Here is a 14,869-nt window from a genome sequence, read left to right as displayed (position 1 = left end):
ATCAGTTGCCGACGCCATCTTGCCTGTTAGAGGCGCGGCTCGGAGAGGAATCTCGGCCTGCCGCGAAACCGCCATCGACGATGATCGTCTGTCCGGTGATATACGAAGCACCGTCGGATGCGAGAAAGGCAATCACCGCCGCGACTTCCTCCGGGTCGGCAAAACGAGCCATCGGAACTGTATCGAGTAACGACTGCTTGAGCGTATAATTTTCCCGCATGCCGTGCGTCATGTCAGTGGCGATATATCCAGGTGCGACGCCGTTTACACGGACTTGCCGGTCAGCCCATTCGACTGCGAGCGAACGGGTCATGGCGTCCATGCCGCCCTTTGAGGCGACATATGGCATACCCCGGGTCACGCCGACCACGGCCGTCACCGAAGAGACCGAGACTATGCTGCCACCTCCGTTTTTCAGCATGTGCATAGCTCCCGCCTGCACGGCGAAAAACAGCCCGCGCAGATTGACGTCCATCAGCGTGTCCCACATCTCCGGCGTCACCTTTTCGGCGCGCGTCCAATAGGGGCTAATACCGGCGTTGGCGACTAGTATGTCGAGCGCGCCATGGCGTCCTGCAGCCTCGTCGATGGCAGCCTTTGACCGAGCCGGGTCGGCAATATCGAGCGCCAACGCCTCAGCCGTCGCGCCGAGAGCTGCCGCCTCAGCAGCAACTTCCCGCGCCGTGTCGAAAGAGCGACCCGCGACAATTACGGTCGCCCCCTCTTTGGCCAGCGCAAGCACGCTTGCCCTGCCGATGCCACGCGTACCGCCGACGATCAGCGCGACCTTGCCCGCACAACTGACCATGTTCAAGCATCCCAATCGTAGCCGTTTAGGAATGCGTGCGCTGCAACCGCCATCTGGATGGTCGGAGGACCCTCCTCCAACCAATTGAGGCGCGCATCGCGATAGAGGCGTTCGATCGGATATTTGCGCGTATAGCCGATGCCGCCATGGATCAGCAGTGAACGATCCGTCACGCGGCCCACGGCCTCAAGTCCGAAAAGTTTGCTCATCGACGCTTCGGCGGGAATACGGCGTCCCGAATCCCACTTGGCCGTCGCATCGGCAATCATGCCGCGCAGCGCATAGATGTCGGTGCCCATTTCGGCGATATAACGCTGGATCGCCTGACGCGACGCAATGGCCTTGCCGAACGTCACACGCTTCTTCGCGAAATCAAGCGACAGTTCCATGGCGCGCTCGGCCGTGCCGAGCGACGTGGCCGCGATGAATACTCGGCTGATTTCGAGCACTTCCTCCATTTGGGTCAGCCCCTCGCCCTCCTTGCCGAGGATATTGCTCACCGGCACACGGACATTCACCAGATCGATCTGGCCGTGCTCGCCTCCCTTGCATCCCATCGTCTCGGGCAGCGGGGTAACGGTCAGGCCGGGCGTATTCCGCTCGACCAAGATGCTGCTGATACCGTCCGCCCCTTTCGACGGGTCGGTCTTCGCGATAATCATAAAGTGGGTAGCGAAGTCCGAATTGGTGATCAGCCATTTGCGGCCGTTGATGACATAATCATCACCGTCGCGGACCGCGCCGGTTCCGATGTCCGCGCCCGAACCGAAATCGGGTTCGGTGAGACCGAACGCAACGGACTTCGTGCCCTTTGCCACGGCCGGCATGATTGCCTGGAGCTGCTCTTCAGATGCGATTTCCAGCAGGCCATGGCTCACGGAGTTGTGCACGTGGACGAGCACGCGGATGCCGCCCTGAATTTTTGAAAATTCCGCCAGGATGGGCATGTATTGCGACGTCGAGAGCCCGATGCCGCCGAACCGGCGCGGGATCATGAGGCCGAAAGCTCCCATTTTCAGCAGCAGCGGGTCGACGATTTCGTGAGGAACGTGCTCGTCGTTCTCGATCTGCTCCTCGAGGGGATCGAGATCTCGCCAGATAGCTTCGAAAATATCGCGTTTGAATGCCTCATATTCTTTTTCGGGAAGCCCTGTCTGTTCGGGGCGACTGCGCATTTTCACGCTGCCTGCTATTCCCGCCTGAGTGTTAGCGTTCATTCCTGCCTCCTTTTGCCGCCGGACACGGCGCGGCACGACATCCAATCAAAAGCAGGAAGATAAATGCAGCGCGTGACTTCAAAGTCAAGTATATATATCTCGAAGTCATTTCACGAAGCCGCGGGCAATGGCGCCTGTGGAACACTTGTTCGCGCCAAAAACACAACGTGTGAACGGCGCAAAAGGAACTAGGCACATGGCAAAGTTGGAAGGAAAGGTAGCGTTCGTGACCGGCGGCGCATCAGGAATTGGTGCCGCATCTGCCGCCGCGCTGGCGCGCGAAGGCGCAGCTGTCGTGGTATCCGATTTAGACGGTGTGCGTGCGGAGGTGCTGGCCGAAACACTGGCTGGCGCAGGCGCCCTTGCCATGGCACTCACCCAGGATGTGACTGACGAAACGGGCTGGGCAAAAGCCGTCGAGGCAGTCGAGCAGCGATTTGGCCGGCTCGACATCATGGTCGCGAATGCGGGTGTCGCGGTGATGGGTCTGGTCACTGAAATGACGCTCGCGGCTTGGCGGCGACAAACCGCGATTAACCTGGACGGCGTGTTCCTTAGTGCGAAATATGCGATCCCAGCGATGAGACGCGCTGGAAGCGGCAGCATCATCATTATGTCATCTGTCGCCGCGTTCCGCGGGTCGGCAGCCTTCTCCGGCTATTGCGCGTCGAAGGCGGGTGCACACATCTTTGCGAAGGCGCTGGCGCTTGAATGCGCAGGCATAGGCGACAAGGTCCGAGTCAACTCGATCCATCCGGGCGTGATCGATACCCCTCTGTGGGACACCATTCCGCTCGGCAATGCTGGGCAGCAGCCGCGTCGCATCGATGCCAACCGCATGGGACACAACGATGTTCCGATGGGCCGTGCCGGAACGGCGGACGAGGTCGCGGAAGCCGTGGTATTCTTGGCTTCCGATGCCTCAAGCTTCATGACAGGGGCCGAACTGGTGCTGGACGGCGGCATGACCGCAGGTGCTATGCCTCGAAAGAAATGAGCCGGAGGGACTGAAGCGGGCCGCGAGATTGCTTACGCCCCCCACTTTTCGACATTGCCATTTCCCAGCGTCTAGAGATGGGTCACGCGGATCCGCCCGCTTGGTTTTACCCGCGCCCTCTCCGGCTCTCTCCTGGTTCTCAGCTTGTCGCTCTTTTCGTCCACCATTGGGCGCTCTCTACTTGATAATTGACTTTATGGTCATTTTATTGCATTCTATATTTTTAGCCGACCAAGGAACTGCGGAGCGTTGGCTGAAGCAATCCGTAGCCGTTCGCGACAGCTCAAACCACGGGGCGCGTTCTCCCGCAGGTGTAGCATCGTCGTAGATCTGAAAAACAGGGCGCGAGTCCTTAAAACGCGCCGCGCCGGACGGGCCCGCCCCAGCCAGCGATCAAAGGAGAAAATGATGGACTCGATTCTGGATCTGAAGGGGCGGATTGCGCTGGTTACCGGTGCAGGCCAAGGTGTGGGGCGTCAGGTCGCGCTACACATGGCAGCCCATAACGCCGGCGGCATCGTAGTCAACGACTTCCACCTGGACCGTGCAAAGGCCGTAGCGGAGGAGATCCGAGTCATGGGCGGCAAGGCGCTGCCGATCGCCTGCGACGTCACTGACTTTGGTGCCGTGACCACTCTGGTTGAAACAGCCGAAGGCGAATTCGGCCGGATCGACATCCTCGTTAACAATGCGGGCAATGCAGGCCCGACGCAGGGACTGTCGGACATTAAGCCATTCTGGGAAACCGGCCCGGACGACTGGGCAAGCTGGTTGGGCACGAATCTGTACGGCGTGCTCAACTGCACGCGCGCGGCGATCCCTGGCATGCTGAGCCGCAACGCAGGGCGCGTCATTACGGTCATTTCCGATGCCGGCCGTGTCGGCGAGCCGCACCTGGCCGTCTACTCGGGTGCCAAAGCGGGCGCCGCGGGCTTCATGCGCGGACTGGCCAAGGCGGTCGGGCGCCACAACGTTACAGCCAACTGCATCGCGCTGGCGGGCGTCAACACGCCTGGGGTGGCGGGATTGGTGCCAGATGACGACACGATGAAGAGAATACTGCGCGCCTACGTCATCCGCCGGATGGGAGAGCCAAGCGATGCGGCGAACATGATTCTCTTCCTCGCTTCCGATGCGGCAAGCTGGATCACCGGCCAAACCTATCCAGTCAATGGGGGCTATTCCGTTTCAGTGTAGCGGCGCTTAATCCCGCAGCACTCCGTCGAGATCGAGACCCCACCTCACGATCAACGCACCTTGCGCCGCCGCTTGGTGGTCTGGTCAGGCGGGCTCTGCGGCGAACATAGTCCATTCATCAGCAGGTCGACCATCCCATCGGCGATCTGCTCGTTGGTAAGGCGGCCCTGAGGTGAATACCAGCGAGGAATTGCATTAATCGCGCCCATAAACGTGTAGACGGCAAGCTTGACATCCACCATCCGCAGGCTGCCGTCGGCGGTCCCTTCCTCCATCATTGCTATGAAGCGCTGTTGATGATCGTCGCGGCGGGCGACTATCACCTTGCGATGCGCCGGCGTCATGGCGTCGATCTCGGTAATAACGCCGCAAGCCCCCAATTCATCGTGTAGCATCGCGATATAATTGCGAAGCGTGATTCGCAGTTTTTCGGCTCCGTTCATGCCCGACTTCGCCGCCTCGAACGCCTTTTCGCCGATGTCGAGCGCCATGGTGCAACACTGGAACAAGATTTCTTCCTTGTCCTTGGTGTAGTTGTACAAGGTACCCTTGGAAACATTCAGCGCCTTGGCGACATCGTCGAGCGACGCGTTGTGATAGCCTCGACGGCTGAAGATGCGTCCGGACTCGCGCACAACAGCTTCTCGCTTGAGCCCACTGATTTCCTCGCTGGTGCGGAGTGAGTTTTTCCAGCGCGCCATGAAACATCCTCTAAACCAACTACCTGCTTCGCTAACCGGTGGTAAAGCTGACAGGCAGGTATTTTAACAATGAAGTCATTAGGATATATTCAAAATGCAACAATTTTCAATGGCTTTGCAGTAGAGCCCGCATCGTTCTGAAACTCAAGGCGGCCATTTGGCCGGCTCGGAGACCTGTTCGAGGCACAAGATGCGAAGACCCATGACGCTACCGCATGGTATCGTGCCTTCGGTCGTCGAATCAAAACCGATCTTGCTGGATTTCCGCAATTGAGCGATTCTGGAGAACAAGCAGCCAGAACCGGAAAATAAGCCTCAAGCTCGCTCCGTGAACCGGCAGCCTTGAGACCCCCGTTTGCAGAACGGCGTCGAACCTCAAGCTGCGGTCATTCGCCATTCGAGACACCGAGCGCGCCTGCGAACTCCGTTTTCAACCTGGTAACAATCTCGCGAATTGGCTCGACTTCTCTCACGCCGCCCACGCCATGTCCTGCTCCCCAGACGTCTCGCCAGGCGCGCTGGGAGTCATTGTTCGGCGTCATTTCGAACTTGCCCGACGGCGGTCGTTTGCCGTCCAAATCAGAACGTTCGAGGCTCAGGCGCAGCATATTGGCCGGCATACCCGAGACTTCGCTCGTGAGCACGATATCATCCGCGCCGCTGTCGATCACCATCTGACGGTACGTTCGATTGGCGTGGTTCTCTTCCGCAGCGAGGAATCGCGTTCCCATGAATGCGTAGTCAACTCGAAGCGCTTTGAGCGCGCCGACCTGACGGCCGTTGGACAACCCACCGGCCAGTGCGATCGGACCATCGAAGAAGCTGCGCACCTCTTCGACGAATGCAAAGGGATTGAGCCAGCCAGTGTGGCCCCCTGCACCGGCGCAAAGCAAGACAAGTCCATTCACACCGGCCTCCGCCGCTCGACGCGCATGCTTTATGCTGGCGACATCGGCAAGGACATGACCGCCGTAGGCATTCACCTTGTCGATCACGCGCGCCGGATTGCCGACACTCGAAATCACCAGCGGAACGCGGTGCTTCACGATGACGTCAAGATCTTCGTCGAACCGGGTGTTGCTGCTGTGAGCAATGATGTTCATCGCGTGGGGCGCGCTGACTTCTTCTCTCAGGCTATCGCCGATCTGGCCCAGCCATTCGTCGAGGATTGCCGGCGTGCGCGCGTTGAACGTAGGCATTGAGCCGACTATGCCGGAGCGACAGGCCTCGACCACGAGATCCACGGACGACACGAGAAACATTGGAGCGACGATCACGGGAAGGGAAATCCGACGATCGAGAGCACTGGCGAGTGCCGCGTCTCCGAACCTTGCGTTCATCGACCCAGCACCGTCACGACAGCCGCAGCTTCCTCTACGCCATGGAAGCCACCACCGTTTTCAGCGACGGCTATGCGGGCGCCGTCCACCTGCCTTGCACCGGCTTCGCCACGCAGTTGCAGTGTCAATTCGTGAATTTGACCCAAGCCCGTCGCCGAAATCGGGTGCCCCTTCGAGATCAGGCCCCCCGACGGATTGATCGGGATACGCCCCCCAATCGACGTCTCTCCGCGCTCTGCGAGCCAGCCGCCCTGCCCAAGTTCGCAGAACCCCAGGTTTTCAGTCTGGATGATTTCGGCAAACGATGACGCATCATGCACCTCGGCAACAGAAACATCCTCCGGACCCACTCCGGCGATCTCATAGGCCTTGGCAGCCGCCCGACGACAGAGATGCATGTCAAATTGCGACCATTCACGGTCGCTTCCGCTCGCAAGGACGGAGGCCATCACCTTTACCGGCCTCGAATTCGGAAAGCGAGCGAGCGCATCCTTGGTGCATATCAACGCAGCGGCGGCGCCATCGCTGATGGGCGAGCACATGGGCAAGGTCAGCGGCCAAGAGATCAGCGTTCCGGCGAGCACCTCATCGATTGTCATGTCCGTCTGATATTGCGACAGCGGATTCATCGTGGAATGGTGATGATTCTTCGCGGCAACGGCCGCGATCTGACGCTCCGTGGTGCCGAAGCGCGCCATATGGCCCCGCGTCATCGAGGCATAGAGTTCCATGAACGGACTCTTGACGCCCAATTCCTTGCCCGGCGGGGGCGGCATCCCATCGCCAATCTGGGCAAGGGATCCGATGACCTCGTCGACCTCGTGCACATCCCAGGCACCGTCGAAGATGGCTGAGGATTTGCGCTTGTCCTGCAGATCGACCATCTTCTCGACGCCGACCGCCAGCGCCACATCGGTAATGCCGGCCTTGAGATAGGCCGCCGCCTGGTTGAGGGCCGTCGACCCACCCGCGCAGGCATTTTCGACGTTCACGACGGGAATGCCGGCGAACCCGAGGGGCCGCAAAGCCATCTGACCGCGCACGGCATGCTGTCCGTCCATGATCGCTTGAGTGCTGTTGGCGAAGAAGCCCGCGCCGATATCGGATACCCGTGCTCCGGCATCCTCCAGCGCCTGCGCGACCGCGGTTGCGACCATTGCCTTGATGGATTGGTCGACGAGTTTTCCGAAGTGCGTCATGCCTACGCCGACGATGTAGATTTCGTCCATTTGTACGCTCCTCCGACAGGCTCGTGCGGGCCTCTCAACGGCCCTGAAAATCTGGTTTGCGTTTTTCAGAGAAGGCCGCGATGCCTTCGTTCCGATCGAAGCTGTGCGCATGAAGCTCGCTCATTATCTGCTCGTAGGCGATGCCATTCGCCGTCGACTTGTCGAAGCTTTCGAGCGCCATGGTCTTCATGCGTGCAAGGCCAAGCGGGCTTTTCGTCGCGATCTTGGCGACGAACTCGTCGACCGCAGCAGATAGGGCGCCGTCGTCGACGACGCGGTTGACAAGGCCCGCAGCGGCCATCTCGTCGGCCGGCAGCAGCTCGCCGCTGAAGAAAAGATACAGCGCCCGATTGAGCCCGATCTTCCGGGGGAGACGCACGGACGCTCCCGCGCCAGGAACGAGACCGAAATTGGAATGACCGTCCCCCATCCTCGCCGAGCGGGCAGCGAATACGATGTCGCACCCTAGGAGCAACTCCATACCCCCGGCCGTTGCGACGCCGTTGACCGCAGCGATGATGGGCTTGGGGAACGCTTCAACCATGTCCACCATCGCCGCTGCCCTGGCGATGAAGTCGCGCGTCTCCGAAATCTGCCTTTCGGGCGGCAGATCATTTACGAACTTGAGGTCGGCTCCCGCGCAAAAGGCGCGGCCAGCGCCCGTAAAGACGATCGCCTTTACTTCGCGATCACGCAGAGCAATATCCAGCGCGACCGGAACCTCCTGTAAAATCGCGAGGCTCAGTGCATTCAGCTCTGCCGGACGATTGAGCGTGATCCACGCCGCGGCGCCGCGCCGCTCATATTTAATGTCGGAGAAATTCATGACATCGTCCTTTTCTTGTTTGACATCGGTGCACGCGCACACTGGTCCATCCCTTCCGGCTCAGCGCCCCGCAATGGCCATCGTCCGGTCCTGCCCCGGCGATGCGCCCCATCGGCCGCCAAGCTCTTTGTCGACCGTAGGACCGCTCAGCTTTCGGGCTATGATGAGCCGCTGAATGTCGTTGGTGCCCTCGTAGATTTGGCACACGCGGACATCGCGATAGATGCGCTCGACCGGATAGTCCGCGAGATATCCATATCCGCCATGGATCTGGATGGCATCGGAGCAAACGCGCTCCGCCATCTTACCCGCAAACAGTTTCGCCATCGACGCTTCCTTGACACATTCCACTCCTTCGTCGAGCAGACGCGCCGCATGATGGGCATATGCCCGCGCGACATCGATCTGGGTCGCCATGTCCGCCAATCTGAAAGCCAGCGCCTGATGGTCGATGATCGCCTTACCAAAGGCCTTGCGCTCACGCGCATACTCGAGCGCGCAATCAAAGGCGGCGCGAGCCATACCTACCGCTTGAGCCGCGATCGAGATTCGCCCGTCCGACAGTAATCCCATCGTGGCCGGCAATGCCTGGCCGTATTCACCCATCAGAGCCGTTTCCGGCACAAAGCAATCGTCGAGAACGATCTGCACGGTATCAGAAGTTCTCTGCCCCAACTTCTCTTCTGTCTTGCCGACGATGAACCCCTGTGCGTCGGTCGGGACGAGGAAAAAGGACATGCCGCGATTGCCACGTTCCGGATCGGTTACGGCGAGAATGATGGCGACGCTCGCACGGCGGCCATTGGAGATGAACTGCTTGACACCGTCGAGCCGCCAGCCGCCGTCCGCCTTGCGCGCCCGCGTCTTGACTTTGGCAACGTCCGATCCCGCGTGGGGCTCGGTCAGCGCGATGCATCCGATTGCTTCGCCGGCGACCATGCGCGGCAACCATCGCGCCTTCTGCTCTGTGTTGCCCAAACGAGCGAGAACACCCGCCGTGCCAAGCGCATGAACATGCATCAACGTCGAAATGCCGCCATTCCCCGCCGCGATCTCTTCGAGTGCAACCGCCCACGTAAGATAGCCGCCGCCCAAGCCGCCGTGTTCCTGCGGGGCAAGAATGCCGAACAATCCAAGACTACCCATTTCGCTTAGAAGGACCGGAGGGAACTCGCCGGTTCGGTCCCACTCGTGGCCGAAAGGCAACAAACGCTCTCGAGCGAAGCGCCGAGCTACGTCCCTGATCATCAGATCGTCGTCACCAAGCACCGGTGCCTCTCCCATGAGCACGACCTGCGATCAGCCCGCCGAATATTCTGGCATGATCGTATGGTCAGTATATTGACTTTAGATTCAATTCTGTCAAGACTGCATGTGGATGTACAGGCCGGTTCAAAAAGATAGCAAGCCAGCCAACAAGTCGACGCGTGACCGATGAGCATGGAATGACATGAAAGCCATCTTCGAGAACGTCAGGATACTTTCACTCGCGGAGCAGTATCCCGGCCCTTACGCGACGATGCTTCTTGCCGACCTGGGCGCCGATGTCATTCTCGTCGAGCGGCCGAAGGGCGGTGACCCTGCTCGGGCCTATCCCCCATTTTTTTGCGCTCTCGCCCGCAATAAACGAAGCGTCTGCGTGGATCTGAAGAGCAACGAGGGTCGCGACCAGCTGTTGGCGCTCGCCGCCACGGCCGACGCGGTTCTCGAGGGCTTCCGGCCTGGGACCATGGATCGCCTCGGCGTAGGATACGAGGCGATGAAAGCCGTCAACGAACGGCTGATCTACGTCTCGATATCCGGTTTTGGACAAGCCGGCCCCTACCGCGACCGGACCGCACATGATCTGTCCTATCTGGCGTTTGCCGGACATTTGTTCGATCGGGCTACTGGCACCCGAACGGATTTTCCGGATGTCTCCTACGGCGATTTGAGCAGCGCGATGTTCGCTGCCTTTTCGATCGCTTCGGCGCTTTTTGGCCGCGAACGCACCGGGCGCGGCACCGAGATAGACATTTCAATGACCGACGGCCTGGCGTCCTGGATGTCCACCTATCTGGCACCTGCCATGGACGGAAAGGTACCGTTCGAAATCCTCGGCGAACCTGCCTACGGCATCTTCGATGTAAAGGGCGGGCGCCGCATTACCCTCAGTATCGCTCATGAGGATCATTTCTGGCGCGCCCTGTGCGCACTGCTCAATATGCCCGATGCCGCGGGATTAGTCCAAGCGGACCGGCTTCGCGACAGGGATCTGCTTCGAACCCGCATTTCGAAAGCTCTTTCTGCCCACTCCCTCGATCACTGGCAACCGCTGTTGGATCGACATTCCATACCGTGGTCGCCGCTGAACAGCCTTGGCGACGTGATCGACGACCCCCACCTGCGTTCCCGCAACCTTTTCCGCAAAATAGCGCGGGCGGACGGCACGATCGAGAGCCATGTCATTCAACCGGTGCGCTTTGGCGCCTGGTCGACGGACATCCGCCGCCCTGCACCGGATCTCGGCGAGCATTCAACCGAGGTCTTTCGCGACATCGGCATCGGGTCGAGGAGATGAAGCAACCACGAGGACGTATCGCGGCATCATTCGTGGACGACAATCGACTCCGCGGACGAAGGAGGGAAGCATGCACAGAACTATACACCGCCTGAATGGGGGAGTTCTCGAAGTCGACGCGGGGGAATTCTTGCAATACCGGATGCTGGGAACCAGAATCCAGGTGCCGGTCTACGCCTATTTGATCGAGGGAGGCGCTGCGGAGCCGGTTCTCGTGGACACGGGCGCTGGCGACACCGAGTTGATCGGCGCGGAGCTCAAGCGCTTCGGCCTTGCCCCGTCCGACATTCGCGCAGTGATCTTCACCCATCTTCACTTCGATCACGTCGGCGGCGCTGCGCTCTTTCCAACTACTACCACGTTCGCAGTGAGCCGGCGCGAGCTGGAATTCGCCGCCAGCGGCATGATGCGGCGGGATTACAGATTGGCCGACATCGAGCTTCTTCTCGAACGGACTCATACGCCGGGCGCCATGTGGTTCTTCGACTTTCAGGGTTTCGAGCGCCATCACATCCTGCCGGGGATCTCCGTGGCTCACGCCGGCGGTCATACCGAAGGATCGACGAACGTTTTTGTCGACACCGCGGACGGCATCGCCTGTCTTTGCGGAGATGTCATTCAGGATGTGCGGATGCAAGTCATCGCGCCCCCGTTCCAGACCAACCATTGCGAGCCGCGCATGGCAGGCAACAGCGGCTTGAGCCAGGCCGCAGATCGAGCCGTCATGAAGGCGGTGCTTGGCCAGACGCGCTGGCTGCTGCCTGCGCACGACGACGGCTTCACGGTGGAATACGGGCGCGCGGTGGGCCGTCTTTCGAGCCCAAAAGCGCCGGGACCTGTCGAGGCGCTGCAGTAACCGCATCGAGGAAATGAGCAATGGCCCTGGATATCGAAATAATCAACGCAGGCGACGTCACCGTCGATACGTCTTTCCTTACGAAAAATCGCACGCCGGGCAATCCGGCGATCGTATGCGCCAACGTCTTCCTGATACGCGGGCTAAGCGTTGGGCCAGTCCTCGTCGATACCGGGTTTCGTTCACCCGAAATCATGGCGACCGTGGGCATGGTGGCGACGAACGCGACCAAGGGAGCGCTCGAGGCCCAGCTTGAGGCTCGCGGCATCAAGCCCGCCGATGTGGCCATGATCGTCCATACCCATCTTCACATCGATCATGCCGGCAAGGACGATCTCTTCCCGGATTCCACGCGCGTTCTCGTGTCACGTCGCGAGTTCGAAATCGGATGTGGCGGCTCCGGAGGAGGGGCATACCCGATTTCGGACATGAAACATCTCTTGGGCAGGGTCTGGCGGCAGGACGCCATCCAGCTACTCGACGCCGAAGATGGTGACGTCGTCGAGGTCTTGCCGGGCATAGCGGTGGAACGCTCGGGTGGTCACACGGAGGGTTCGCTCAGCGTGCTCGTCGAGACGCGCGATGGACTTGCCCGCATCTGCGGCGACGTCTTCTACAGCCTCGAACACCAACTCGGAAATCCCTTTGAGGAGCTTCTCTTCAACGAGCCTCATATCTCCGGCAACACGGCGTTAAGCGAGAGGCAGGAACGGCGCGCAATGAAGCGGGCCGTTAGAGGCTGCAAATGGCTGCTTCCGTCTCACGACGCGCCCGGACGCCTGGAGGGGGGGCGGATGGTCGCTCGGGTGGGAGGCGACACGGTGCCCCCGCGACCGTGAGCTTAGCGAAAGGTCCCCGATGGTCGGACGGCATTTCCGCAAGCGATCAAGGAACAACCATGCTGTCAGGCATACATCGGTTTCCGCTCCAGGAACGCGTCATTTTTGGCAAAGCCGCGCAACATGCGCTCATGGACGAGGCCGAACGTCTCGGCTGCTCACGGCTATTCCTTCTCTGCTCGCCTTCCATGCGGGACTCGACTTTTCTCGACAAGGTCATGGATGCCTTGGGAAGCCGCCTCGCCGGAGCCCATTTCGACATGCGGCCGCACTCGCCGCGCGATAGCGTGATCGGCGCCGCGAAAGCCGCTCGCGCCGCATCTGCCGACCTTCTCGTAGCGATCGGCGGAGGGTCCGTCATCGACGCATGCAAGTTGACGCAGCAAGTCTTATGGCTCGCACTTGATCGCGAGGAGGATCTGGACCGTCTTCGAAAGGGCATGTCCCCGGACGGTTCGGCCGATATCTTGAACGCTTCCGTACCGATCACGCGCTCCATCGCCGTACCGACGACCTTTTCGGGCGCGGAGTTCACAAGCTTCGCCGGCGTGACCGAGAGCGCATCCGGCGTCAAGGAAGTGTTCGACCATCCGCTGCAGATCCCGCGCAGCGTCATCCTCGATCCGGAAGCGACGCTCGGCGTTCCCCATTGGGTACTCATGTCCACGGGAATCCGCGCCGTCGATCATTGCGTGGAGACTTTCTGCTCTCCCAAGTCCACGCCCTACGCCGACGCAATGGCCGTTCAGGCCTTTCGGATCCTTCTCGGAACGCTTCCAAAACTTCAAGCTGATCCACTCAACCTGGATTTTCGGCTCGACGCCCAGTTGGGCATGTGGCTTTCCATCCTAGGACCGGCTGCCGGCGTCCCTGTCGGGGCCAGCCATGGCATCGGCCGCGTACTCGGCGGAGCCTTTGGCGTACCTCACGGCCGCACCTCGTGCATGCTACTGGCCTCCGTGCTTCGGTGGAATTCGAAAGTCAACGCCGAACGGCAGACAGAGCTCTGCGGAATGATCGGCCGACCCGATCACGGCTTGGCGGAAGTCGTAGAGGATTTAGTGAAGAGCCTCGGAGAGCCCATCAGTCTGCGCCAGGCCGGCATTGAGGAAAGCAAGTTGAGGAATCTTGCCGAACGCTCCGTAGCGTCCGGCTTCCTCGAGAACAATCCACGGACCATCCACGGAGCAGACGATGTCATGGAAATCCTCCGGCTCTCCTGGTGAGTTCGGATCGAAAGGAGTCAGTCGAATGAAGGCAGTTTGGTACGAGAAGACAGGACCCGCGGCGACCGTCCTCGAACTTGGCGAGCGCCCGGTACCGGAGCCGCAAGCTGGAGAAGTCAGGGTCCGCGTGCTCGTCTCGGGCGTGAATCCTTCCGATGTCAAATCGCGGGCGGGCGTTCGCGCTCCGATGGCCTTTCCGTGCGTGATCCCGCATTCGGACGGGGCCGGGATTATCGAGGCGGTAGGGACCGGGGTGACCAAGGATCGCATCGGTGAGCGTGTCTGGACATGGAACGCAGCTTGGGACCGTCCCTACGGAACGTGCGCCGAATTCGTCTGTGTTCCGGAGAGCCAGGCCGTTCGTTTGCCCGATAGCGTCGGTTTCGATGCAGGAGCTTGCCTTGGCATTCCCGGCATGACGGCAAGCCACGCTGTCTTCGCGGACGGCGCGGTCGACGGAAAGACCCTACTGGTGACCGGCGGCGCCGGCTCCGTTGGAAATTACGCCACACAACTCGCCAAGTGGGGCGGCGCGCGCGTCATCACGACCGTCAGCGGGTTCGTCAAAGCGCAGCATTCGAGAGCTGCCGGAGCCGACCATGTCATCAATTACCGCGATGAGGACGTAGCATCTGCCGTCAAAGCCTTTACCTCGGGCGCCGGCGTTGACCGGATCGTCGAGGTGGAATTGGGCGGCAACCTCGAAACATCTGTCAAAATTTTGAAACCGGGCGGAGCAATCGCCGCCTACGGGTCAATGGCGATACCGAAACCTGAGTTCCCAGTGTATCCACTTATGTTCAAGCATATCACCATGCGGCTCATCCTAGTTTACCGCCTGAGCGGAGGTGAGCGCCGGCGCGCCTGTGAACTTCTCACCAAAGCTATGGAGGAAAACGCGCTTACCCACACCATCGCGGCTCGTTTTCCCTTGGAAGCCACGGCCCAGGCCCACCGCGCCGTAGAATCGGGCGAGCTTATCGGAAACGCGGTCATCGATGTTTCAGCGGGATCCTGACAATATTCCAATCTGCAGCGAGTCGCACGATCTTTCCTCGCAACGAAGGACTTCA

14 protein-coding genes are annotated in these 14,869 nt (G+C 60.4%); 7 read left to right on the top strand and 7 right to left on the bottom strand.

The features are described from left to right. Position 1 precedes the first annotated feature (1 nt). Positions 2 to 808, bottom strand: coding sequence for an SDR family NAD(P)-dependent oxidoreductase (locus tag V1293_RS25995; RefSeq protein WP_334516905.1), 807 nt, complete (start codon positions 806 to 808; stop codon positions 2 to 4). A gap of 2 nt (positions 809 to 810) precedes the next feature. Next, positions 811 to 2,025: an acyl-CoA dehydrogenase family protein gene (locus tag V1293_RS25990; RefSeq protein ID WP_334513352.1), complete on the bottom strand. Its 1,215-nt coding sequence runs from the start codon at positions 2,023 to 2,025 to the stop codon at positions 811 to 813. A 196-nt stretch (positions 2,026 to 2,221) separates the two neighbouring features. Here V1293_RS25990 and V1293_RS25985 point away from each other — a divergent pair, with 196 nt between their 5' ends. Then, entirely contained in the window at positions 2,222 to 3,022 is an 801-nt protein-coding gene (locus V1293_RS25985; protein ID WP_334513350.1) for an SDR family oxidoreductase, read from the top strand. Positions 3,023 to 3,430: 408 nt separating this feature from the next. Then, on the top strand, positions 3,431 to 4,219 hold the full coding sequence (locus V1293_RS25980) for an SDR family NAD(P)-dependent oxidoreductase (protein WP_334513348.1): 789 nt from the start codon (positions 3,431 to 3,433) through the stop codon (positions 4,217 to 4,219). 50 nt (positions 4,220 to 4,269) lie between these two features. Here V1293_RS25980 and V1293_RS25975 read toward each other — a convergent pair whose 3' ends face one another. From V1293_RS25975 to V1293_RS25955, 5 genes are all read right to left on the bottom strand, one after another. After that, the gene (locus tag V1293_RS25975) at positions 4,270 to 4,920 is read right to left on the bottom strand and encodes a TetR/AcrR family transcriptional regulator (RefSeq protein ID WP_334513346.1); all 651 of its coding nucleotides are present in this window, start codon (positions 4,918 to 4,920) and stop codon (positions 4,270 to 4,272) included. A 386-nt stretch (positions 4,921 to 5,306) separates the two neighbouring features. Continuing rightward, the gene (locus V1293_RS25970; protein WP_334513345.1) at positions 5,307 to 6,260 is read right to left on the bottom strand and encodes an NAD(P)H-dependent flavin oxidoreductase; all 954 of its coding nucleotides are present in this window, start codon (positions 6,258 to 6,260) and stop codon (positions 5,307 to 5,309) included. Continuing rightward, positions 6,257 to 7,489 (bottom strand): thiolase family protein, encoded by a 1,233-nt coding sequence (locus V1293_RS25965; RefSeq protein ID WP_334513343.1) that lies wholly within the window; start codon positions 7,487 to 7,489, stop codon positions 6,257 to 6,259. Before V1293_RS25965 ends, V1293_RS25970 begins: the two co-directional genes overlap by 4 nt. 34 nt (positions 7,490 to 7,523) lie before the next feature. Continuing rightward, the gene (locus V1293_RS25960) at positions 7,524 to 8,315 is read right to left on the bottom strand and encodes an enoyl-CoA hydratase/isomerase family protein (protein ID WP_334513342.1); all 792 of its coding nucleotides are present in this window, start codon (positions 8,313 to 8,315) and stop codon (positions 7,524 to 7,526) included. A gap of 60 nt (positions 8,316 to 8,375) precedes the next feature. After that, positions 8,376 to 9,563, bottom strand: coding sequence for an acyl-CoA dehydrogenase family protein (locus V1293_RS25955; RefSeq protein WP_442894373.1), 1,188 nt, complete (start codon positions 9,561 to 9,563; stop codon positions 8,376 to 8,378). Between the two features lie 202 nt (positions 9,564 to 9,765). On the opposite strand from V1293_RS25955, the gene V1293_RS25950 reads away from it, so the two are divergent. The 5 genes from V1293_RS25950 to V1293_RS25930 all read left to right on the top strand — a co-directional run bounded on the left by V1293_RS25950 (position 9,766) and on the right by V1293_RS25930 (position 14,814). Then, positions 9,766 to 10,875, top strand: coding sequence for a CaiB/BaiF CoA transferase family protein (locus tag V1293_RS25950; protein WP_334513340.1), 1,110 nt, complete (start codon positions 9,766 to 9,768; stop codon positions 10,873 to 10,875). A 163-nt stretch (positions 10,876 to 11,038) separates the two neighbouring features. Further along, positions 11,039 to 11,731, top strand: coding sequence for an MBL fold metallo-hydrolase (locus V1293_RS25945; protein WP_334513338.1), 693 nt, complete (start codon positions 11,039 to 11,041; stop codon positions 11,729 to 11,731). Between the two features lie 20 nt (positions 11,732 to 11,751). Further along, entirely contained in the window at positions 11,752 to 12,570 is an 819-nt protein-coding gene (locus V1293_RS25940; RefSeq protein ID WP_334513337.1) for an MBL fold metallo-hydrolase, read from the top strand. A gap of 59 nt (positions 12,571 to 12,629) precedes the next feature. Next, positions 12,630 to 13,796: an iron-containing alcohol dehydrogenase gene (locus V1293_RS25935; RefSeq protein ID WP_334513336.1), complete on the top strand. Its 1,167-nt coding sequence runs from the start codon at positions 12,630 to 12,632 to the stop codon at positions 13,794 to 13,796. Positions 13,797 to 13,821: 25 nt separating this feature from the next. Continuing rightward, positions 13,822 to 14,814, top strand: a complete 993-nt coding sequence (locus V1293_RS25930) for an NADPH:quinone reductase (RefSeq protein ID WP_334513335.1) — start codon at positions 13,822 to 13,824, stop codon at positions 14,812 to 14,814. Positions 14,815 to 14,869: the final 55 nt, after the last annotated feature.

Source organism: Bradyrhizobium sp. AZCC 1693 (assembly GCF_036924745.1).
Classification (GTDB): Bacteria; Pseudomonadota; Alphaproteobacteria; order Rhizobiales; family Xanthobacteraceae; genus Bradyrhizobium.
This window is presented reverse-complemented; position numbering and strand designations above follow the sequence as displayed.

Bases quoted from the DNA above. Each gene is read 5' to 3' on its own strand.
- V1293_RS25950 (WP_334513340.1), top strand. From the start codon at position 9,766: ATGAAAGCCATCTTCGAGAACGTCAGGATACTTTCACTCGCGGAGCAG.
- V1293_RS25995 (WP_334516905.1), bottom strand. From the start codon at position 808: ATGGTCAGTTGTGCGGGCAAGGTCGCGCTGATCGTCGGCGGTACGCGT.
- V1293_RS25935 (WP_334513336.1), top strand. From the start codon at position 12,630: ATGCTGTCAGGCATACATCGGTTTCCGCTCCAGGAACGCGTCATTTTT.
- V1293_RS25940 (WP_334513337.1), top strand. From the start codon at position 11,752: ATGGCCCTGGATATCGAAATAATCAACGCAGGCGACGTCACCGTCGAT.
- V1293_RS25955 (WP_442894373.1), bottom strand. From the start codon at position 9,563: ATGATCAGGGACGTAGCTCGGCGCTTCGCTCGAGAGCGTTTGTTGCCT.
- V1293_RS25980 (WP_334513348.1), top strand. From the start codon at position 3,431: ATGGACTCGATTCTGGATCTGAAGGGGCGGATTGCGCTGGTTACCGGT.
- V1293_RS25970 (WP_334513345.1), bottom strand. From the start codon at position 6,260: ATGAACGCAAGGTTCGGAGACGCGGCACTCGCCAGTGCTCTCGATCGT.
- V1293_RS25975 (WP_334513346.1), bottom strand. From the start codon at position 4,920: ATGGCGCGCTGGAAAAACTCACTCCGCACCAGCGAGGAAATCAGTGGG.
- V1293_RS25990 (WP_334513352.1), bottom strand. From the start codon at position 2,025: ATGAACGCTAACACTCAGGCGGGAATAGCAGGCAGCGTGAAAATGCGC.
- V1293_RS25985 (WP_334513350.1), top strand. From the start codon at position 2,222: ATGGCAAAGTTGGAAGGAAAGGTAGCGTTCGTGACCGGCGGCGCATCA.
- V1293_RS25965 (WP_334513343.1), bottom strand. From the start codon at position 7,489: ATGGACGAAATCTACATCGTCGGCGTAGGCATGACGCACTTCGGAAAA.
- V1293_RS25930 (WP_334513335.1), top strand. From the start codon at position 13,822: ATGAAGGCAGTTTGGTACGAGAAGACAGGACCCGCGGCGACCGTCCTC.
- V1293_RS25960 (WP_334513342.1), bottom strand. From the start codon at position 8,315: ATGAATTTCTCCGACATTAAATATGAGCGGCGCGGCGCCGCGGCGTGG.